Here is a 19,337-nt window from a genome sequence, read left to right on the forward strand (position 1 = left end):
GTGATGGCATCGACGGTGATCAAGGGCGGGACAGTGGTGACAGCGGACCTGTCCTATGCGGCTGATGTAAAGGTTGAGGGCGGTGTCATTGTCGAGATTGGCCAAGGGCTGAAAGGCGACAAGGTGCTTGATGCCACCGGCTGCCATGTGATGCCGGGCGGGATTGATCCGCATACGCATCTGGAGATGCCATTCATGGGCACTTATTCCTCGGACGATTTTGAAAGCGGGACGCGAGCGGCACTGTCGGGGGGGACCACAATGGTGGTCGATTTTATCCTGCCGGGACAGGGGCAGGATTTGATGGATGCCGCGAAGGCGTGGCATAACAAATCGGGCCGGGCGAATTGTGATTATTCCTATCACATGGCGGTGACGTGGTGGGGGGAAAAGGTCTGGGACGGGATCGCCGAGAGCGCCAAGGCGGGGATCACCAGTTTCAAGCATTTCATGGCCTATAAGGGCGCGTTGATGGTGAATGACGACGAGTTGTTCGCCTCTTTTCGGCGCGTGGGCGATGTGGGCGGTCTGGCCATGGTGCATGCCGAGAATGGCGATATTGTTGCCGAGTTGACGGCGAAGCTTTTGGCCGAAGGTAACCGCGGGCCGGAGGCGCATGCCTATTCGCGGCCTCCTCAGGTAGAAGGCGAGGCCACCAACCGCGCGATCATGATTGCCGACATGGCGGGGGTGCCGCTGTATGTGGTGCACGTGTCTTGCGAAGATGCCCATGAAGCCATTCGCCGGGCACGTCAGCAGGGCAAGCGGGTCTGGGGCGAGCCGTTGATCCAGCACTTGACGCTGGATGAGAGCGAATATTTCCACCCCGACTGGGACCATGCGGCGCGACGGGTGATGTCGCCTCCGTTCCGTAATCAAAAGCATCAGGACAGCCTTTGGGCGGGTCTGATGTCAGGTTCGCTGTCCTGTGTGGCAACTGACCATTGTGCCTTCACAACCGAGCAAAAGCGGTTCGGAATAAACGATTTTTCGAAGATTCCGAATGGCACCGGCGGGCTAGAGGATCGTTTGCCGATGCTTTGGACCGAAGGGGTTGGCACCGGGCGCCTCACGCCGAATGAGTTTGTGGCGGTGACCAGCACCAATATTGCCAAAATCCTGAACTGCTATCCGAAGAAGGGCGCGATTCTGGTGGGGGCGGATGCCGATATCGTGGTGCTGGACCCGGAAAAGGAAAAGGTGATCAGCGCCAAGACGCAGCAATCTAGCATTGATTACAATGTGTTCGAGGGCAAAAAGGTGAAGGGTCTGCCGCGGTTCGTTCTGACCCGAGGCAAGGTGGCCGTTGATGATGGTGCGGTAAAAACCGAAGAGGGCCACGGGCAATTCGTGGGCCGTGAGGCGCGCCCTGCGGTGAACAGGGCCTTGAGCCAGTGGAAGGATATTACGGCCCCGCGGCCCGTTCAGCGGTCGGGTATTCCGGCGACGGGGGTCTAGGACTTCTCTTGCCCGTCGCAGGGATCGTCCTCGGGGTCAGCGTCGGGAAGCAGATGCAAGGTCGCGGGGACGAAGACAGGCCGAGGGGGCATAAAGAATTGAAGAAAAAGGGGAATCCCTTGCGGGACAAATTGCGTCGGAACGATCGGATACATGGGCGGTGCCTCCCTCGGCCTGTGGGCGTAGGTATCGCAGACCTTGGTAACAGGGGCATGACGGCATGAAGGACACGACAAATCTGGGCCGTCCGGTGATTGAGGCGAAGGGGCTGAACCTGACCTTTCAGACCGCAGATGGCCCGGTCCATGCGTTGAAGGACGTAAACCTGACCATCGAGAAAGGGGATTTCGTTTCCTTCATCGGGCCAAGTGGTTGCGGAAAAACGACTTTTCTGCGCTGCATCGCCGCGCTGGAGCATCCCACGGGCGGGACATTGACGGTCAACGGACTGTCGCCAGATGAGGCCCGCAAGAAGCGCGCCTATGGATATGTGTTTCAGGCGGCGGGTCTTTATCCGTGGCGCACGATTGCCGGAAACATCAAGTTACCCCTTGAAATCATGGGATTTTCCAATGCCGACCAAGAGGCGCGTGTGGAGCGGGTTCTGGATCTGGTGGAGCTTTCGGGCTTTGGCAAGAAGTTCCCGTGGCAGCTTTCGGGGGGCATGCAGCAACGGGCCAGTATCGCCCGCGCCTTGGCCTTCGATGCCGATATCCTGCTGATGGACGAACCCTTTGGCGCGCTGGACGAAATCGTGCGGGACCACCTGAACGAGGAGGTGCTGAAACTTTGGGCGCGGACCGGAAAGACCATTGGTTTTGTTACACATTCCATCCCCGAGGCGGTGTATTTGTCGACCAAGATCGTGGTTATGAGCCCGCGTCCGGGGCGGATTACCGATGTGATCGAAAGCCCGCTGCCAAAGGAACGCCCCTTGGACATTCGGGACAGCCGCGAATTCATAGAGATAGCCCATAGGGTGCGGGAAGGTCTGCGGGCGGGGCATGTCGATGACTGATTTTGCCCTGCCACCTTCTGTACACCCCCTGTACACCCCCCGTACAGACAGGAGGGATGCGCCATGAGCCAGACCTTCCTGTGGCTGACGGCCTCGACCGTGGTGTTCATGGCCGCCAATTCCGTTCTGAAACTCCATGTGACGTCGGGCGGGTATGGCCTTTTGGCCGGGGCGCTGGTTCTGTTCTGCATCGGCAATACGCTGATGGTGCAGGTGATGCGCGGTGAAGGCTTGGGCGTGGCCATCGCGATGTCTGTCATCTTTCAGATGGTGGCGATTTCCATTCTGGCCGTGGTCGTCTTTGGCGAAAGGCTGAGCGCCATGCAATGGGCGGGCGTTGGGCTGGGCGTGATCGCGGTCGCGCTGATCGCTTGGCCAAAGGGGGCGGGAGCATGAAGCGCGCCCTGCCCGTTCTGTCTGTTCTGATCGTGCTGATGGCGATCTGGTATGCCGCCAGCGTCTGGATGAATTCCACCTGGGAATTCGACCAGGCCCAACGGGCGAAGACGGAGATCACATGGGCCGAAGTGATCCCGAAGACGATGTCTCAGGACCGCCCCCTGTTGCCGCCGCCGCATCAGGTGGGGGCCGAGTTGTGGAAGGGGATTGCGGGGCAAAAGGTCACCTCGAAACGCAGCCTCGTCTATCATGGGCTGATCACCTTCCGCGGCACGATGCTGGGCTTTGCGCTTGGCATTGTTTTGGGCACGGCGCTGGCCATATCCATCGTACGGTTTCGGGTGATGGACTTGTCGGTGATGCCTTGGGCCATCATAAGCCAGACCATTCCCATCGTGGCGCTTGCGCCGATGATCCTGACCCTGTCAAACCAGTTGGGCATTGAAAGCCGCGAGGTGCCAAAGGCCATCATCTCGGCCTATCTGTCGTTCTTCCCCGTGCTGGTCAGCATGATCAAGGGGTTACGAAGCCCAGACCAAATGCAGTTGGACCTGCTGAAAACCTATGGCGCCAGCGACAGCCAGACTTTCTGGAAACTGCGCCTGCCCGCCTCGATGCCCTATTTCTTTGCCTCGCTGAAAGTGGCCGTTGCGGCAGCATTGATCGGCACGATTGTTGGCGAATTGCCCACGGGCGCGATCGAGGGGCTGGGCGCGCGCATGCTGATCGGGTCGCAGTTTGGTGAGCCGTTGATCATGTGGGCGGCGTTGTTTGCAGCGGCGCTTTTGGCCGGGATACTGATCCTTGGGGTTGGCCTGATAGAACGGATTGCCAATGCGCGAATGGGGGTGCGGGCATGAGCGTTTTTCTGGCCGCAGTGGCGTTTTGGGTTTTTGCCTGGTGGTTGAACGCGCGTGTTGCGGCAGGGCCGCTGAGCCGGTCGCGGACCGGCCGCGCCTTTGTGGCAGCCCTCTTTGGCTTTACCATTCTGGTCTTGTGGGAGGGATGGGTACGGGGCTTTGGTATCTCTCCTGTCATTTTGCCCGCCCCCACGGCGATTGCGGCCAAATTCATGGGGTCTTTGGGCACGCTTTGGGCTGACTTTGTTCAGACCGTCATCAAGGGCGCGCTTTCGGGCTTCTTGATCGGGGTGACGGCGGCCTTTGCCACGGCCATCGCCATTGACCGCTCGCCGTTCTTGCAGCGGGGGTTGCTGCCGATTGGCAATTTCGTCGCGGCCCTGCCGATTGTGGGTTTGGCGCCCATTCTGGTGATGTGGTTCGGCTTTGACTGGCAATCCAAGGCCGCGGTCGTGGTGGTGATGGTGTTCTTTCCGATGTTGGTGAACATCGTCGCCGGGTTGAATGAAACCGACCGGATGCAGCGCGACCTGATGGCCACCTATTCCGCCAGCTATTGGCAAACGCTGATGATGCTGCGCCTGCCTGCGGCGATGCCTTTCGTGTTCAACGGGCTGAAAATCACCTCGACCCTTGCCCTGATCGGCGCCATCGTTGCTGAATTTTTCGGCAGCCCCATCGTGGGTATGGGCTTTCGCATCTCGACCGAGGTGGGCAGGCTGGGTCTGGACATGGTTTGGGCCGAGATTGTGGTGGCGGCCCTGTCGGGTTCCCTGTTCTATGGACTTATCTCTTTGATCGAAAAGCGGGTGACCTTTTGGCACCCGTCGCAACGCGGCTAAACCGCCCCCCGCGAGATTGGGGCGACAACTCGGAGGTACGGCAAATGAAGAAGTTTCTCACCGCCAGCGTTCTGGCCCTTGTCGCTGGATCGGCCAGCGCCGAGGACGTGACGCTGCAGCTGAAATGGGTCACCCAGGCCCAGTTCGCGGGCTATTACGTGGCCGCGGAAAAAGGGTTCTATGAAGAAGAAGGTCTGAATGTCACGATCAAGCCGGGCGGCCCGGATATTGCGCCGACGCAGGTGATTGCGGGCGGTGGGGCTGACGTGATCGTGGAATGGATGCCTGCCGCCTTGGCCGCCCGCGAAAAGGGCCTGCCCTTGGTCAATATCGCGCAACCGTTCAAATCCTCGGGCATGATGCTGACCTGCCTGAAGGAATCGGGCATAGCCTCGCCTGCCGATTTTGCTGACAAGACACTGGGCGTCTGGTTCTTTGGCAATGAATATCCGTTCCTGTCGTGGATGAGCCAGCTTGGCCTGAAGACCGACGGCTCGGCCGGCGGTGTGACAGTGCTGAAACAGGGCTTCAACGTCGACCCGATCCTGCAAAAGCAGGCGGCTTGCGTGTCGACCATGACCTATAACGAATATTGGCAGGTGATTGATGCCGGGATCAGCCCGGATGATCTGGTGACCTTCAAATATCAGGACGAAGGCGTGGCCACGATGGAAGACGGGCTTTACGTTCTGGAAGAGAACCTGAAGGACCCGGCTTTCGAAGAGAAGATGGTCAAGTTCGTCCGCGCGTCGATGAAGGGTTGGAAATACGCAGAAGCGAACCCGGATGAGGCCGCGATGATCGTTCTGGACAATGACGAGACCGGCGCCCAGACCGAAAACCATCAGAAGCGGATGATGGGCGAAATCGCCAAGCTGACCGCAGGCTCGAACGGCGCGCTGGACCCGGCCGACTACGAACGCACCGTGGCCTCGCTGATGTCGCCCGGTTCCGACCCGGTGATCACCAAGGCCCCGGATGGTGCCTGGACCCACCAGATCACCGACAAGGCCCTGCAATAAGCGGTGCCGGGGGGCTCTGCCCCCGTCCCTTTCGCCGCCGCGAAAGCGCCTCCCCCCGGGATATTTTTCGACAGAAAATGAGACAGTTCTTCTCTTATTTTCTGTCTGGAAATATCCCGGGGGAAATCTTTTGCTTAAGCAAAAGATTGGGGGCAGAGCCCCCGCCCTTCTTTGGCTTTATCTCTTCAGATCTATTCGAAATGCGCCCGGATGCGGCGGATCATGAACCAGACCAGAAGGATGACGAGCGGCGTCAGGCCGACCATCATCATCTCTTTGGACAGACCCAGCGCCTTGGCCAGCGGATAGGCGACGTAGCCTGCAAGCGAGACGGCGTAGTAGCTGATTGCCACCACTGAAAGACCTTCGACCGTGTGTTGCAACCGAAGTTGCAGATCGGCGCGGCGGTCCATGCTTTCCAGGAGTTTCTGGTTCTGCGCCGAACGTTCGACATCCACCCTTGTGCGGAGCAGTTCAGCCGCGCGTTGCGCCCGTTCCGCCATGCTGTTCAGACGGCTTTCGGCTGATTTCACCGTGCGCATGGCCGGGTCATAGCGGCGCATCATGAATTCGCCAAAGCTTTGCCGGCCATGCACCCGCTGTTCGCGCATCACCTCGATCCTTTGGTTCACAAGCGCCTCATAGGCGCCGGTCGCGCCGAAGCGGAAGGTGTATTTCACCGCAAGGCTTTCGAGTTCGGACGAGATCTGGAGCAATTGGTGCAGCGCGGTTTCCGGGCTGCCTTCGCTGGTATCAAGGGCCGAGACCAGCGCGGAGAGTTGCGGATCGAGTGCGTTGAGTTTCTGGCTGAGCGCGCGGGCGCGGACGAGGCCCAGCATCGACATGGCGCGGTAGGTTTCGACCTCGCACAGCCGTTGCACGATCCGGCCCACGCGGCGTTTGCCGGTGCCGGGCCGGACAAAGACCGCAAAGCGCATCAGGCCCGCGGGATCAATCCGGAAGTCGCCCGCGACGACGGCTGCGCCTTCGACGACGCGGCTGACGGCAAGGCTTTCGCCGACGAACCATTCCTCCAGCTTTTGCTGCATCACCGCCTCGTCTTCCGGCATTTCCTCGACCCGGATCAGCAAGGAGACGAGGCGTTTGCCGGGGGCATCATCGACCCAGTCGGCGGGAAAGACATTCGCCTCGGCCGGGTCAAAGGCGCGATCCGACACGCCTTTGCCAAAGGCCGTGTAGGTGACGAATTCGGTATGGCTTTCCCATTTCAGCATGTACTTGCCGATTTCGCCGGAACAGTGGTTGGCGTCGGGCTGCGGATGGCCTGCGCCGTGATGGTCCAGAAGGTCGATCAGATGCTGGCGGTCAAGGCCGCGATCCCGGTTGGCGGCGTCAATCGGTTCCTTGATGGCGAGATGCACCGCATGGCAGGGCACATCCAGCGCCGGATAGGGGCGCGCGTGCAGTTCATTGACGATGGCATAGCGTTGCGGGTGGTCGATCATCTGGGGCATGGCTTTGGTCCGGCGGCTGACCCTTTCACGCTTAGGCCGCAGGGGGGCCAAGAAAAAGCGAAATGGTGGAATACCTTGGCATGCAACTCCAGTGTTGCGCGAAAAGCAAAACCTGCGCTTGATGGCCCGGCATCATGATGAAGGAAAGGGCGCGATATGGAACGGCATGAAGGCGGCTGTCTTTGCGGGGCGATCCGCTATGAAACGCGGGCGTCGCCCGAACGGGTGACGGTGTGCCATTGCCAGTTTTGCCAAAGGGCGACGGGATCTGCCTATATGGTGGAACCGATTTTTGATGCGGCGGATTTCGGCGTGATCAAGGGAGCGCCCCGGACCTATGACGCGGTTTCCGCCGGGTCGGGAAAGCAGGTGCATGTCCATTTCTGCGCCGATTGCGGCACGAAGCTGTGGCTGAGCTTTGAGCGTTTTCCGGGAAAGCTGGGGCTTTATGCGGGCACCTTTGACGACCCCTGCTGGTTCGAGATTGCCCCGGAACGGTCGAAGCATATCTTCTTGTCCGAGGCGAGAAGGGATACTGTGATCCCTGCGGGCATTCCGACCTTTGCAAGGCATGTGGTCGACAATGAAGGCACGGCGCAAGAGGTGACGGTTTTTGAAAGCTGTCAGGTCATCGGCACGATCTGAATGGAAAAGGCCCCGGACAATGCCGGGGCCTTTCGGTCTGACGTAGCCTGATCGTTATTCGATCATCGGCAGAAGTGCGTCGAGCGACTTCTTGGCATCGCCATAGAACATCCGGGTGTTCTCTTTGTAGAAGAGCGGGTTTTCGATGCCCGAATAGCCGGTGCCCTGTCCGCGCTTGGACACGAAGACCTGTTTCGCCTTCCAGCATTCCAGAACCGGCATGCCGGCGATGGGGCTGTTGGGGTCTTCTTGGGCCGCCGGGTTCACGATGTCGTTCGAGCCGATGACGATGGCCACGTCGGTTTCCGGGAAGTCCTCGTTGATTTCGTCCATTTCCAGAACGATGTCATAGGGGACCTTGGCCTCGGCCAGAAGCACGTTCATATGGCCCGGAAGACGGCCTGCCACCGGGTGGATGGCGAAGCGGACGTTCTTGCCTTTGGCGCGCAGCTTGCGGGTCAGTTCGGAAACCGACTGCTGGGCCTGCGCCACGGCCATGCCGTAGCCCGGAATGATGATGACCGAGTCGGCATCGTTCAGGGCAGCGGCGACGCCTTCGGCATCAATGGCCACCTGTTCGCCCGTGACTTCCATGGCCGGGCCGGTGGTGCCACCAAAGCCGCCAAGGATCACCGAGATGAACGAGCGGTTCATGGCCTTACACATGATGTAAGAGAGGATCGCCCCCGAGGAACCGACCAGCGCGCCGACGACGATCAGAAGGTCGTTCGACAGCGAGAAGCCGATGGCGGCGGCGGCCCAGCCCGAATAGCTGTTCAGCATCGACACCACGACCGGCATGTCGGCGCCGCCGATGCCCATGATCAGGTGGTAGCCGATGAAGAAGGCGGCAAGGGTCATCAGGATCAGGGTCCAGCTGCCTGCGCCCTGGAAGTACATGATCAGCAGGATCAGCGAGAGCGCCGCTGCACTGGCGTTCAGGATATGCCCGCCCGGCAGTTTCTTGGCCTTGCCATCCACTTTGCCCGCCAGTTTGCCATAGGCGATGACCGAGCCGGTAAAGGTGACGGCCCCGATGAAGACGCCGAGGAAGATCTCGATTCTCAGGATTGCGATTTCGACCGGGGTTTTATGGGAGAGAACGGCGGCAAAGCCATGCAGGCCCATTTCATGCATCGCCGCCTGACGGCCGACTTCGTTCAGGCTGGGCGAGAGGCCCGCCATCATGCCATGCACATGGCCCAGTTCGATATGGGCGTTGTAGCCGATGAACACCGCGGCAAGGCCGACGAGCGAGTGCATTGCGGCCACAAGTTGTGGCATTTCGGTCATCTGGACGCGTTGTGCGACGACCCAGCCGATGGCGCCGCCGACGGCGATCATCACGACCGAAATCAGCCAGTTGCCAGCGCCGGGGCCGATGAGGGTGGCGACCACGGCCAAGGCCATGCCGACGATGCCATACCAGACGGCGCGTTTTGCGCTTTCCTGCCCCGAAAGGCCGCCCAGCGAGAGGATGAAGAGAACAGCCGCGACGACATAGGCGGCAGTGGTGAATCCGTATTCCATAGCTCTCGTGCTCCCCTTACGACTTTTGGAACATGGCGAGCATGCGCCGGGTGACCATGAAGCCACCGAAGATGTTGATCCCGGCCATGAAGACCGACAGCGCGGCGAGGATCACGACCAGCCAAGAGCTGGACCCGATTTGCAGCAATGCCCCGAGGATGATGATCGAGGAGATGGCGTTGGTGATGGCCATCAGGGGCGTGTGCAGCGAGTGCGAGACGTTCCAGATCACCTGGAAGCCGACGAAGCAGGCCAGCACGAAGACGATGAAGTGCTGCATGAAGCTGGCGGGGGCATAGAGGCCTGCCAGAAGAAGCAAGCCGCCGCCGACACCCAGAAGGGTGAACTGGGTGCGGGTCTGGGCCTTGAATGCGGCCACTTCCTGCGCCCGCTTTTCCTCGACCGTCAGTTCCTTGGCTTTTTCCTTGGGCTTCTGCGCGGCAATCGCCTGCACCTTGGGCGGCGGCGGCGGATAGGTCACGGCACCGGCATGGGTGACGGTTGCGCCACGGATGACGTCATCTTCCATATTGTGGTCGATGACGCCGTCTTTCTTGGGGGTCAGGTCCGCCATCATGTGGCGGATGTTGTTCGAATACAGCGTGGAGGCCTGTGCCGCCATCCGGCTAGGGAAGTCGGTATAGCCGACGATGGTCACGCCATTATCGGTGACGATCTTCTGATCCGGCACGGTCAGGTCGCAGTTGCCGCCGCGTTCTGCCGCGAGGTCGACGATGACCGAGCCCGGCTTCATCATCTTGACCATATCCTCGGTCCAGAGCTTTGGCGCCGGACGGCCCGGGATCAGGGCGGTGGTGATGACGATGTCCATTTCAGGCGCGAGTTCGCGGAACTTCTTCAGCTGCGCTTCGCGGAATTCCGGGCTGGAGGGGGCTGCATAGCCGCCCGTGGCCGCGCCATCGGTCTGCTTTTCCGAGAAATCGAGGTAGACGAATTCCGCCCCCATCGATTCGATCTGTTCCGCCACTTCGGGGCGCACGTCGAAGGCCAAGGTGATGGCCCCCAGCGAGGTGGAGGTGCCGATGGCGGCAAGACCGGCGACGCCTGCACCGACGATCAGAACCTTGGCCGGAGGCACTTTGCCCGCTGCCGTCACCTGACCGGTGAAGAAGCGGCCAAAGTTGTTGCCGGCCTCGATCACGGCGCGATAGCCCGCGATATTGGCCATCGAGGACAGCGCATCCATCTTCTGGGCGCGGCTGATGCGCGGCACCATGTCCATCGCAACGACGGTCGCGCCTTGCTTCGCCACCTGATCCAGAAGCTCGGGATTCTGGGCGGGCCAGAAGAACGAGATCAGGGTTTGGCCCGATTTCAAAAGCTTGGCTTCCTTGGCCTCGGGGCCACGGACTTTCACCACCACATCGGCAGCGTCATAAAGAGCCTTGGCGGTCTTGACGACCTCGACCCCGGCGGCCTTGTAAAGCTCGTCCGAGAAGCCGGCTTTCTGACCTGCACCGCTTTCGATGACGCAAGTATGGCCCAGTTTCTGCAACTGAGCGGCGGAGTCTGGCGTCATGGCGACGCGGTTCTCTCCGTCGAATAGTTCTTTCGGTGCCCCGATCTTCACTGTCTCTCCCCCGTTTTGTCAGGTGGTGGCATTTAGCCCGGCAAGCCGGATTTTTCGGTCTTTGGTGACATACCATCGCGCAACATTATTTCAAACCTTAATGCTGCCCTGCGGCATTTGTACCGTTACGTTCTCTCATTTGCCGGGCAGGCTGATCCAGCGCCCGGTCCTGCTGGCCCATCGTTCAAAGGCATCGCCAAAAGCCGCGCGCAATCTATCTTCCTCGTCCAGAATAAAGCGGTGCTGGATCAGGGCCATGAAGCCGATCAGGACAGGCACGCCATGCGGAACGTCCCACCACAGGATTGCGCCGGCAAGGATCATCGCATCGCCCAGATAGATCGGGTTGCGTGACAGCCGAAAGAGGCCGGTTGTCATCAGGTGGCTTGGGTCGTTTTTCGGAATGACGGTGGTGCGATGGCGGATCATTTGGGCCGCAGCCAAAAGGACAAGTCCCAAACCGGTGAAAATGAGGAGTGCGCCAACAGGGCGACCGCCGGGGCCAAACAGGCTCCACGGCACCAATTGATCAAGCCCCCAGACAAGGCAAAGCCCCAAGGCCAGCCAAACAGGCGGCAGGTCTGTGAGTTTCGGCATGTCGACTTCGCATCCCCATTCCAGCGGTCGCGCATTTCGCGACGCTTTGATCGACATTTTCGCCATTCCGGGGAAAGTGCAAGCTGCCATTAGGTCTTGGCTGATACTTCTGCGATCCCACCGCTGACTTTCTGTCCCCTGTTGAGCCTTGCCACGATCCGAGGCAGGGTGCGGGGGAAGAAGGAGAGTTTCGATGTCGACCGATTTCACCAAGATCCGCGCCCAATTCGTTTTGCCCGATGGCGTGATCTATCTGGATGGCAATTCGCTGGGGCCATTGCCCAAGGCGGCCGCCGAGCGTGTGCAGCGGACGGTCACCGCCGAATGGGGGGACATGCTGATTGGCGGCTGGAACAAGGCGGGCTGGATGGAGATGCCTGCGCGTCTGGGAAACCGGATCGGGCGGCTGATCGGGGCGGAGCCGGGGTCTGTCGTTCTGGGCGATACGCTGTCGATCAAGGTCTATCAGGCGCTGGCCTCGGCGCTGGAATTGAACCCTGCCAGCAAGGTCATCTTGTCGGATACCGGGAATTTCCCGTCTGACCTTTACATGGCGGATGGCTTGGTGCGGACATTGGGAGAAGGCTATAGCCTGAAGACTGTGCCGCCCGAAGAGGTGGAGGCCGCGATTGATGGAAGCGTGGCCGTTCTGATGCTGACTGAGGTGGATTACCGCACCGGGCGCAAGCATGACATGGCAGCCCTGACGGCAAAGGCCCATGCGGCGGGGGCGCTGGCGGTTTGGGATCTGGCGCATTCGGCCGGGGCCGTGCCGGTGGATCTGGCGGGTTGCAGGGCCGATTTCGCAGTGGGCTGCACCTATAAATATCTTAATTCCGGCCCGGGTGGTCCGGCCTTCATCTATGTGGCGCCGCGCCATGCTCAGGCTGCCCGTCCTGCCCTTTCGGGGTGGCTTGGCCACGAATCCCCCTTTGCCTTTGATCTGGACTATCGCCCCGGCGCCGGGATCGAGCGGATGCGGGTCGGCACGCCCCCGGTTTTGCAGATGGCGGCGCTGGAGGCGAGCATGGACATCTGGGACACAGTGGACATGCAGGATGTGCGGGCGCGGTCCATCGAACTGTGCGATGCCTTTATAGCTGCGGTCGAGGCCACTTGTCCGATGCTGAGCCTAGCCAGCCCGCGTGACGGCGCGGGACGCGGTAGTCAGGTCAGTTTCCGCCACCCGGAAGGCTATGCCATTATGCAGGCGTTGATTGCACGGGGGGTGATCGGTGATTTCCGGGCGCCCGATATTCTGCGTTTTGGCTTTACGCCGCTTTACACCAGTTTTGACGATGTTGCGGGGGCTGCGAAGATCTTGGCCGAGATCATGGCGACCGATGCGTGGAACCGACCCGAGTTCAAGGCGCGGCAGCGTGTGACATGATCATCCGCCCCTATCGCGCCGAGGATCGCGCGGCCTGCAAATGGGTTTTCTACCGTGCAGTGCGCGAAGGGGCGGCAGCTTTCTATTCCGAGGCAGAGCGGGCCGTCTGGGCGGCAAGCCCGGAGCCTGACCTGAGCGTTGCGGACAAGCTTTTGGATCAATGGGCTTGGGTCAGCGAGGACGATAACGGGCAGATCACAGGCTTTATCTCCCTGCGCCGGGACGGCTATCTGGACATGGCTTTTGTGCTGCCCGAGATGATGGGAAAGGGTGCGGCGGCGGCGCTGTATGAGGCCGTGCTGGCGCAGGCAGGAACCGCTGGCTTTGAGCGGTTGACGGTTCATGCCAGCCATCTGGCGCGGCGGTTTTTCGAAAAGCGCGGCTGGAAGGTGGATGCGGTTGAGGATTACCCCGTCGCGGATCAAAAGCTGCGGCGGTTCTGCATGTCTTTGGGCCTTGGCCGGACGAGACCAGTCTTGACCGCATCGGGGAAAAGGCGCCCTATCTGGCAATGACCTGTGTTCTTCCCTCCGTTTGCCGCCCGCAGGGCTGGGCCGCCATCTGGCGTGCGATGGGGGCTGTTTCGGTTCTCTGCCGGCAGGAATGATCTTTGCCTGTCGGCCGCTTTGCCTTTTTCTGCCAATCAAATCCGAGACATTGGAATGACCACCTCCCCCTATGACCCCGCCCGTGATGGCGCGCAGATGCAATTCGACGGGCGTATGTCCTATGGCGATTATCTGGCCATCGACCAGATCCTGACGGCGCAGCACTGCAAAACCGCAGCGCATGACGAGATGCTGTTTATCATCCAGCACCAGACCAGCGAGCTTTGGATGAAACTGGCCTTGCATGAACTCTCGGCAGCGCGGCGTTGTCTGGCAGAGGACCGGGCGCAGGAGGCCTTCAAGATGCTGGCCCGTGTCGCCCGGATCTTTGAGCAATTGAACAGCGCATGGGATGTGCTGCGGACCATGACGCCAGCGGATTACACGCGATTTCGCGAAGATTTGGGGCAGTCTTCCGGGTTTCAAAGCTGGCAATACCGGCTGATCGAATTCGCCGTGGGCAATCGCAATGCCGCAATGATGAAGCCGCATGAGCATCGGCCTGAACATTTGGCATTGTTGCAGGCCGAATTGGCGCGCCCGTCTCTTTATGATGAGGCTTTGCGCTTTTTGGCCCGATCCGGCCTTTCCGTTCCCGAAGATGTGATCAATCGGGACGTCTCGGTCGCCCGGCAGGCGGATGATCGCCTAGTGTCGGTTTGGGCCACTGTCTATACTTCCCCCGAGTACCATTGGCAGGCCTATGAATTGGCCGAGAAACTTGTTGATTTTGAAGATTATTTCCGTCGCTGGCGGTTCAATCATGTGACCACGGTCGAACGGGTCATCGGGTTCAAACGGGGCACCGGAGGAACCTCTGGCGTGGCCTATTTGCGCCGGATGTTGGAGGTCAGACTGTTCCCGGAACTTTGGGATTTGCGTACAGACCTTTGACCCTTTGACGCGCCAAGGGGGCTAGAGTAGATTTTAGTCGAAATGCAATTGATGCCCCTGGGCTGTCGGCAGGGATTTGCAGGAAGGATTGTTACAATGGCTTATGCCTCGGTTCGGGTTTTGATTGGTGCTGGTGTCTTGGCGGGGCTGTCTGCTTGCGTGCCTACGACGACCACGACCTCGACCTCGACCAAAGAACCCGCTGCCCTGAAAGCAGAGGTTCCCGCCGAAGGTGTCTATCTGGCGACAAGCGATGACGGCTTTAACGTCCCGCAGGTTCCGGTGGAAAAGGTGCCAGATGAATTCGAGCGTCAGATCGTCGATTACGAAACCGCCGAAGTGCCCGGCACAATCGTCATCAATCCGGCCGAGAAGCATCTGTATTTCGTGACCGGCAAGGGCAAAGCTATTCGCTATGGCATTGCTGTCGGCAAGTCCGGCTTTGAATGGCATGGTGTTGCGAACATCACCAACCGCAAACATTGGCCGACCTGGACCCCGCCGCCCGAGATGATCGAGCGCAAGCCTGAATTGGCCAAATGGGAAAAGGGACAGCCGGGCGGCCCGACCAATCCGCTGGGCGCGCGCGCACTGTACCTGACGACGAACGGGCGCGATTATGGATATCGGATCCACGGCACGCCGGACTGGTGGTCGATCGGCAAGAATGCGTCTTCGGGCTGTATCCGCATGATCAACCAAGACGTCATGGACCTGTATAACCGCGTGCCAGATGGTGCGAAGGTGATCGTTCTGACCCGTGACGGCAAAATGCCAACAGGGTTGAAGTTGCCGCCACCGGCACCGAAGAAGAAGGCCCCGGCTGCGACCCCCGCCCCGGCGGTTGCGACGGCTGCTGAAGCGGCAACTGTTGCCACACCGGCGGCATCGACCGCACCGGCAGATGGCCCGATGTCTACCCCGGTTCCGGCAACTGGCGTTGAAGCGGCAACCCCGGCGGCTGTTACCGTGCCGGCTGCGACCACGACCCCGACCGTTTCCGTGCCAAGCGTCACCGCGCCAGCAGCAGCGACGCCGGTTGTTGTGACCCCTGCCCCAGCGGCCACCACGCCAAGCGTCCCGGCAACAGCCCCAACAACGGCACCTGCCCCGGCAGCGGCAACCGCACCGGCGACCGCGCCAACGACCCCAGCGCCGGCAAGCGCCTGCGCTGTGCCGCTGGTCAACGGCGTCTGCCCGCAAAACTAAGCGTAGTTATCCTTCAAAGAGAAAGGGCTGCCCGATTTGGCAGCCCTTTTCCTTTGCGCTTTGGACCGATCAGTTGATCCCGTTGGCGCTTTGGACCTGCCGGATGTAGTCGACGATCATCGCGACCTCCCCCTGCGTGATCCCGTCTATGGGCATCATATTGCCGAAATCCCAATGGTGCTGCCGCACACCGTTCAGCGCGGCAACCAGAAAGGCCATGTCGCCGTGATGCGAAGGCTCATAGATCTTGTGGATCAGGGGCGGGCCCTTCTCGCTGTTGCCAGCACCGGCTTCGCCGTGACACTCTGCACATTTCGCGGCGAAAACCTTTTCTCCGATCACGGCATTGCCTGTCAGTTCGGGGATAGTGACCTGAACAATGGGTTCAGCAAAAACTGGGGCAGAGATGCCCAAGGCAATGCCAAGCACGGCCACTTGAATATTTCTCATTATCGTATCCCTTCTGAAGCTCGTCATTGTAATTCGAGCTTCCAGCGGGAGGAAGGTCAAGACCAGATCAGGCGCTGCGGCGAACGTCGCCCCTGCCACCCGAAGCCCATTCGGCCGCAGCCCTGCCGAAGGCCTCGAACAAAGGGCGGCTGACCGGGTCAAGTGCTGCCCGATATTCGGGGTGCCACTGGACCGACAAGGTGAACCCCGGCGCATCCTTGATATAGATCGCCTCTGGCGTGCCATCGGGGGCAAGACCATCGACCACCACCCGCGCGCCGGGGGTCTTGATCCCCTGCCCATGAAGCGTGTTGGTCATCACCTCATCTGCACCCATGAGGCGGGCAAAGACCCCACCCGGAGAAAAGCGGACGGGATGGCGCAGGGCAAATTTCTCTTCGATCGTGCCATCGGGGGGCATGCGATGGTTCATCCGGCCCGGAAGATCCCGAATTTCGGGATAAAGCGTGCCGCCCATGGCCACATTCACCTCTTGAAACCCGCGGCAGATGCCCAAAAACGGCTGGCCCCGTTCGACACAGGCCCGCACAAGCGGCAGGGTGATCGCGTCCCGGCACCGATCAAAGGCACCGTGGGCGGGCGTTTCATCTTCGCCATATTCTTCGGGATGCACGTTCGGACGTCCGCCCGTCAGCAAAAAGCCATCGCAGACCGACAAGAGTTCATCGACCGAAACGTAACGCGGATCTGAGGGGATGATGACCGGCAGGCAGCCTGCAACCTCGGCCACGGCTTCCGAGTTCATCGTGCCGCCGGCGTGAACGGGATAGCTCTCGTTCAGCAGGTTCATGTTACCGATAATGCCCACTACGGGCCGTCTGCGTGCTGACGTCATGGGACCATACGCTGATGCCTGTCTGGAGTGAGTTTAGGACGGTTTGATCATAAGGTACAGTCTGCACCCCCGCACAGTCGAAGTGCATCGGGCATTTCATATGCATTAAGTGACCAGGTGCCTGCCAAACAGACAGTTCGCAGAAGCGGAAAATGTTTCTGGCCTTTCAAGTAACGGTGATTTGCACTCCAGCAGCGGTAAGGTTTCATTTTCGCCGCATCATTGATTGGAGATTCCGGATGAAACCTGCACTTATCCTTTCGGCCCTTGCATTGGTGGCGCTTCCTGTCCTTGCGCAGACCACCGACCATTCGGCCCATACCGGCCATGCCATGAGCGGCATGGAAAGCGCGGCAACCATTGCCTTCATGGAGGCCAATGACCGGATGCATGGCGATATGGCCATCGAGTATTCCGGGAACGCGGATGTGGATTTTATCCGCGGGATGATCCCGCACCACCAGGGCGCTGTCGAAATGGCAAAGATCGTGCTGGAACATGGATCGGACCCCGAAGTTCGCAAGCTGGCCGAGGGCATTATCGCGGCCCAAGAATCCGAGATCGCGTGGATGCAGGACTGGCTGGCCAAGAACGGTCAGTGACCTTCGCTTTCTTTGAAGGCGACCACGACTGGTTTTTCCGTACCCACCCCCGCGCGAAGCAGGGCTGACGTCAGGTCGGCCCTGCCAAATGGCTTGAAGACAACCTCGGCAAACCCAGCGTCCTGAAGTGCCTGATATCGGATTTCCGGGCGTCTCGCAGTTGGCGATGGCATGACCAGGGGGTCTGCCCGGAAATGCGGCCAGTTCAGCGGACTATGGGCACATCTTTGCACCAAGCCGGAACCAACGGTCCACCGCTGTCACTGCTTTGCGGCAGAACCAAGTTGCGCGCGCTGAAGGGCTGCTTTCAGATCGACTTTGGTGAAAGGTTTGCTCAGCACCGTTACAAACCCCTCGGCAAGGAATTTGTCGATTTCTGATTTCAGAACATTCGCCGTCACTGCCAAGACGGGCACAGACTGGTTTGGCCCCCGTTTCCGGATCATGTGCAGGACTTCGACGCCATCAAGGTCAGGCATGGAGATATCCAGAAAGATCACGTCAAAGGCTTGGGATCGCGCGGCCTCGACGGCCTTCATTCCGTCCTCTACTTGCACGACCTCAAGGCCAAGGCCTGTCAGAAAGGCACTTAGGACGTGGCGGTTGATGTCATTATCGTCGGCCATAAGTGCGCGTAGCCCGTCAAAACGGACGTCTTCGCGTCCATGTCCAGACGCGACGCGCCGCCGTTTTGCATCTTCGGGTGTCATAGGCAGCAGGATGGTAAAGGTGGTCCCTTGCCCGATGGTCGACGAACAGTTGAAGGTTCCGCCGAAAAGCGCGGTCAGCTTGTTGACGATGCTCATACCCAGCCCCGTGCCCCCGAACTTTCGGACATGGGAAGGATCCGCCTGTTCAAAGGGTTGCAACAGGCGCGGAAGGTGCGAGGTTGCAATGCCGATGCCGGTATCGGAGACTTCGACCTTGACTGTTCCCTCTGCCGTTCCCGACAAGATCAGCGTGATGCTGCCTTTTTCGGTAAATTTGACGGCGTTTGACAAAAGGTTTTCGACGATTTGTCCAAAACGCAGCGGGTCGCTTTGATAGCTTTTCCCGGGCAGTTCATTGATGAAGTTCAGATCGACGCCCTTTTTCTGGGCGGCTACGCGATAGCGCTCGAACAAGGGCATTAGAACCTGCTCGGGCATGAAGGAGGTTGACTCCAAGATCATCTGACCGCTTTCGATCTTGGAAAGATCCAGAACCGTATTCACGATCGACATCAGACGCTCACTCGCATCGCGCATGATACTGTGAATATGGGAGCGCTCAGCCTTGGTCTTTGCTTCTTGCAGCAGATCAAGCATTCCAACCAACCCCACCAAGGGGGTTCGGATTTCGTGGCTCATCACGGAAAGAAAGTCTGACTTCGCGGTTTCACGTTTCTTCGACGCGAGATTCTCTTGGTAAAGCTGGGTTACATCGGCATGGATGCCGACCGTATAGCCGCTTTCCAACCGGATCTCGTCGATCCTTTCGACGCGACCCGATTTCAATTCCTGAATGATGACGGAATTGCCTTTCTTATGCGCGTTGATCCGGGTTTCCACATAAGCGTCGGGGTCGACACCAACGTTTTCGTAAACGCCAAGCCGGCGGCACAAATGCGCGATTTCGGGAAAGGTCATTCCACTGAGAGGGCCATCGAAGCGGTCTTCCAAAACCTGCCGGAAGGCGCGATTGCAGACCAGCAATCTGTCATCTGGATCGTAAAGAGCAAAACCATCGGGCATCGCCTCGACAACTTCGCGCAGGATATTTGAAGGATTCAATTTCCCGTGATCAGCCGGGAGCATTCCAATTCCCAGGACTGCGTCTTCCTGAGCATCGGCAACCAGGTTCCAAAGGACAGTATGAAATGACCCGTCTGCCATCCGCACACGGCATTCGC

The 19,337-nt window shown here is 59.8% G+C and carries 19 protein-coding genes; 12 read left to right on the top strand and 7 right to left on the bottom strand.

Annotated features, from left to right (window positions below):
• Positions 1 to 3: 3 nt before the first annotated feature.
• The 6 genes from hydA (at position 4) to ACSBLW_RS05700 (ending at position 5,599) form a co-directional block, all read left to right on the top strand.
• Positions 4 to 1,458 carry a dihydropyrimidinase gene (gene hydA, locus ACSBLW_RS05675; RefSeq protein ID WP_435259259.1) on the top strand — a complete coding sequence of 485 codons (1,455 nt, stop codon included), beginning with the start codon at positions 4 to 6 and terminating at the stop codon, positions 1,456 to 1,458.
• A 220-nt stretch (positions 1,459 to 1,678) separates the two neighbouring features.
• The gene (locus tag ACSBLW_RS05680) at positions 1,679 to 2,476 is read left to right on the top strand and encodes an ABC transporter ATP-binding protein (RefSeq protein ID WP_435259260.1); all 798 of its coding nucleotides are present in this window, start codon (positions 1,679 to 1,681) and stop codon (positions 2,474 to 2,476) included.
• Positions 2,477 to 2,539: 63 nt separating this feature from the next.
• Positions 2,540 to 2,872, top strand: a complete 333-nt coding sequence (locus tag ACSBLW_RS05685) for a hypothetical protein (protein ID WP_435259261.1) — start codon at positions 2,540 to 2,542, stop codon at positions 2,870 to 2,872.
• Complete coding sequence (locus ACSBLW_RS05690) at positions 2,869 to 3,735, top strand: ABC transporter permease (protein ID WP_435259262.1); 867 nt, start codon at positions 2,869 to 2,871, stop codon at positions 3,733 to 3,735. Before ACSBLW_RS05685 ends, ACSBLW_RS05690 begins: the two co-directional genes overlap by 4 nt.
• Positions 3,732 to 4,577, top strand: coding sequence for an ABC transporter permease (locus ACSBLW_RS05695; RefSeq protein ID WP_435259263.1), 846 nt, complete (start codon positions 3,732 to 3,734; stop codon positions 4,575 to 4,577). Before ACSBLW_RS05690 ends, ACSBLW_RS05695 begins: the two co-directional genes overlap by 4 nt.
• Positions 4,578 to 4,621: 44 nt before the next feature.
• Entirely contained in the window at positions 4,622 to 5,599 is a 978-nt protein-coding gene (locus ACSBLW_RS05700) for an ABC transporter substrate-binding protein (RefSeq protein ID WP_435259264.1), read from the top strand.
• A 191-nt stretch (positions 5,600 to 5,790) separates the two neighbouring features.
• Here ACSBLW_RS05700 and ACSBLW_RS05705 read toward each other — a convergent pair whose 3' ends face one another.
• The gene (locus tag ACSBLW_RS05705) at positions 5,791 to 7,074 is read right to left on the bottom strand and encodes a DUF3422 family protein (protein WP_435259265.1); all 1,284 of its coding nucleotides are present in this window, start codon (positions 7,072 to 7,074) and stop codon (positions 5,791 to 5,793) included.
• Between the two features lie 156 nt (positions 7,075 to 7,230).
• Here ACSBLW_RS05705 and ACSBLW_RS05710 point away from each other — a divergent pair, with 156 nt between their 5' ends.
• Positions 7,231 to 7,719 (top strand): GFA family protein, encoded by a 489-nt coding sequence (locus tag ACSBLW_RS05710; RefSeq protein ID WP_435259266.1) that lies wholly within the window; start codon positions 7,231 to 7,233, stop codon positions 7,717 to 7,719.
• A gap of 54 nt (positions 7,720 to 7,773) precedes the next feature.
• On the opposite strand, the gene ACSBLW_RS05715 is transcribed toward ACSBLW_RS05710, so the two are convergent.
• The 3 genes from ACSBLW_RS05715 to ACSBLW_RS05725 all read right to left on the bottom strand — a co-directional run bounded on the left by ACSBLW_RS05715 (position 7,774) and on the right by ACSBLW_RS05725 (position 11,494).
• Entirely contained in the window at positions 7,774 to 9,249 is a 1,476-nt protein-coding gene (locus ACSBLW_RS05715) for an NAD(P)(+) transhydrogenase (Re/Si-specific) subunit beta (RefSeq protein ID WP_435259267.1), read from the bottom strand.
• A 16-nt stretch (positions 9,250 to 9,265) separates the two neighbouring features.
• A complete protein-coding gene (locus ACSBLW_RS05720) occupies positions 9,266 to 10,840 on the bottom strand; it encodes a Re/Si-specific NAD(P)(+) transhydrogenase subunit alpha (RefSeq protein ID WP_435259268.1) in 1,575 nt (524 codons plus the stop codon).
• 135 nt (positions 10,841 to 10,975) lie between these two features.
• Complete coding sequence (locus ACSBLW_RS05725) at positions 10,976 to 11,494, bottom strand: methyltransferase family protein (RefSeq protein ID WP_435259269.1); 519 nt, start codon at positions 11,492 to 11,494, stop codon at positions 10,976 to 10,978.
• Positions 11,495 to 11,630: 136 nt separating this feature from the next.
• Here ACSBLW_RS05725 and kynU point away from each other — a divergent pair, with 136 nt between their 5' ends.
• The 4 genes from kynU to ACSBLW_RS05745 all read left to right on the top strand — a co-directional run bounded on the left by kynU (position 11,631) and on the right by ACSBLW_RS05745 (position 15,538).
• Complete coding sequence (kynU, locus tag ACSBLW_RS05730; RefSeq protein WP_435259270.1) at positions 11,631 to 12,827, top strand: kynureninase; 1,197 nt, start codon at positions 11,631 to 11,633, stop codon at positions 12,825 to 12,827.
• Positions 12,785 to 13,342: a GNAT family N-acetyltransferase gene (locus ACSBLW_RS05735; RefSeq protein ID WP_435259271.1), complete on the top strand. Its 558-nt coding sequence runs from the start codon at positions 12,785 to 12,787 to the stop codon at positions 13,340 to 13,342. The genes kynU and ACSBLW_RS05735 overlap by 43 nt, the downstream gene beginning before the upstream one ends.
• Positions 13,343 to 13,489: 147 nt before the next feature.
• Entirely contained in the window at positions 13,490 to 14,329 is an 840-nt protein-coding gene (gene kynA / locus ACSBLW_RS05740; RefSeq protein ID WP_435259272.1) for a tryptophan 2,3-dioxygenase, read from the top strand.
• A 96-nt stretch (positions 14,330 to 14,425) separates the two neighbouring features.
• Positions 14,426 to 15,538 (top strand): L,D-transpeptidase, encoded by a 1,113-nt coding sequence (locus ACSBLW_RS05745; RefSeq protein ID WP_435259273.1) that lies wholly within the window; start codon positions 14,426 to 14,428, stop codon positions 15,536 to 15,538.
• A 69-nt stretch (positions 15,539 to 15,607) separates the two neighbouring features.
• On the opposite strand, the gene ACSBLW_RS05750 is transcribed toward ACSBLW_RS05745, so the two are convergent.
• Entirely contained in the window at positions 15,608 to 15,988 is a 381-nt protein-coding gene (locus tag ACSBLW_RS05750; RefSeq protein WP_435259274.1) for a cytochrome c, read from the bottom strand.
• Between the two features lie 67 nt (positions 15,989 to 16,055).
• Positions 16,056 to 16,844, bottom strand: a complete 789-nt coding sequence (locus ACSBLW_RS05755) for a gamma-glutamyl-gamma-aminobutyrate hydrolase family protein (RefSeq protein WP_435259275.1) — start codon at positions 16,842 to 16,844, stop codon at positions 16,056 to 16,058.
• Positions 16,845 to 17,083: 239 nt separating this feature from the next.
• On the opposite strand from ACSBLW_RS05755, the gene copM reads away from it, so the two are divergent.
• A complete protein-coding gene (gene copM, locus ACSBLW_RS05760) occupies positions 17,084 to 17,446 on the top strand; it encodes a CopM family metallochaperone (RefSeq protein ID WP_435259276.1) in 363 nt (120 codons plus the stop codon).
• A gap of 260 nt (positions 17,447 to 17,706) precedes the next feature.
• Here the strand turns inward: copM and ACSBLW_RS05765 are convergent, their stop codons facing one another.
• A complete protein-coding gene (locus tag ACSBLW_RS05765; RefSeq protein ID WP_435259277.1) occupies positions 17,707 to 19,218 on the bottom strand; it encodes an ATP-binding protein in 1,512 nt (503 codons plus the stop codon).
• Between the last annotated feature and the right edge of the window lie 119 nt (positions 19,219 to 19,337).

This window comes from Thioclava sp. FR2, from assembly GCF_051200875.1.
In the GTDB taxonomy this organism is placed as follows: domain Bacteria; phylum Pseudomonadota; class Alphaproteobacteria; order Rhodobacterales; family Rhodobacteraceae; genus Pseudotabrizicola.

Coding starts and splice junctions, on each gene's coding strand:
- hydA (WP_435259259.1), top strand. CDS start 4: ATGGCATCGACGGTGATCAAGGGCGGGACAGTGGTGACAGCGGACCTG.
- ACSBLW_RS05680 (WP_435259260.1), top strand. CDS start 1,679: ATGAAGGACACGACAAATCTGGGCCGTCCGGTGATTGAGGCGAAGGGG.
- ACSBLW_RS05685 (WP_435259261.1), top strand. CDS start 2,540: ATGAGCCAGACCTTCCTGTGGCTGACGGCCTCGACCGTGGTGTTCATG.
- ACSBLW_RS05690 (WP_435259262.1), top strand. CDS start 2,869: ATGAAGCGCGCCCTGCCCGTTCTGTCTGTTCTGATCGTGCTGATGGCG.
- ACSBLW_RS05695 (WP_435259263.1), top strand. CDS start 3,732: ATGAGCGTTTTTCTGGCCGCAGTGGCGTTTTGGGTTTTTGCCTGGTGG.
- ACSBLW_RS05700 (WP_435259264.1), top strand. CDS start 4,622: ATGAAGAAGTTTCTCACCGCCAGCGTTCTGGCCCTTGTCGCTGGATCG.
- ACSBLW_RS05705 (WP_435259265.1), bottom strand. CDS start 7,074: ATGCCCCAGATGATCGACCACCCGCAACGCTATGCCATCGTCAATGAA.
- ACSBLW_RS05710 (WP_435259266.1), top strand. CDS start 7,231: ATGGAACGGCATGAAGGCGGCTGTCTTTGCGGGGCGATCCGCTATGAA.
- ACSBLW_RS05715 (WP_435259267.1), bottom strand. CDS start 9,249: ATGGAATACGGATTCACCACTGCCGCCTATGTCGTCGCGGCTGTTCTC.
- ACSBLW_RS05725 (WP_435259269.1), bottom strand. CDS start 11,494: ATGTCGATCAAAGCGTCGCGAAATGCGCGACCGCTGGAATGGGGATGC.
- kynU (WP_435259270.1), top strand. CDS start 11,631: ATGTCGACCGATTTCACCAAGATCCGCGCCCAATTCGTTTTGCCCGAT.
- kynA (WP_435259272.1), top strand. CDS start 13,490: ATGACCACCTCCCCCTATGACCCCGCCCGTGATGGCGCGCAGATGCAA.
- ACSBLW_RS05745 (WP_435259273.1), top strand. CDS start 14,426: ATGGCTTATGCCTCGGTTCGGGTTTTGATTGGTGCTGGTGTCTTGGCG.
- ACSBLW_RS05750 (WP_435259274.1), bottom strand. CDS start 15,988: ATGAGAAATATTCAAGTGGCCGTGCTTGGCATTGCCTTGGGCATCTCT.
- ACSBLW_RS05755 (WP_435259275.1), bottom strand. CDS start 16,844: ATGACGTCAGCACGCAGACGGCCCGTAGTGGGCATTATCGGTAACATG.
- copM (WP_435259276.1), top strand. CDS start 17,084: ATGAAACCTGCACTTATCCTTTCGGCCCTTGCATTGGTGGCGCTTCCT.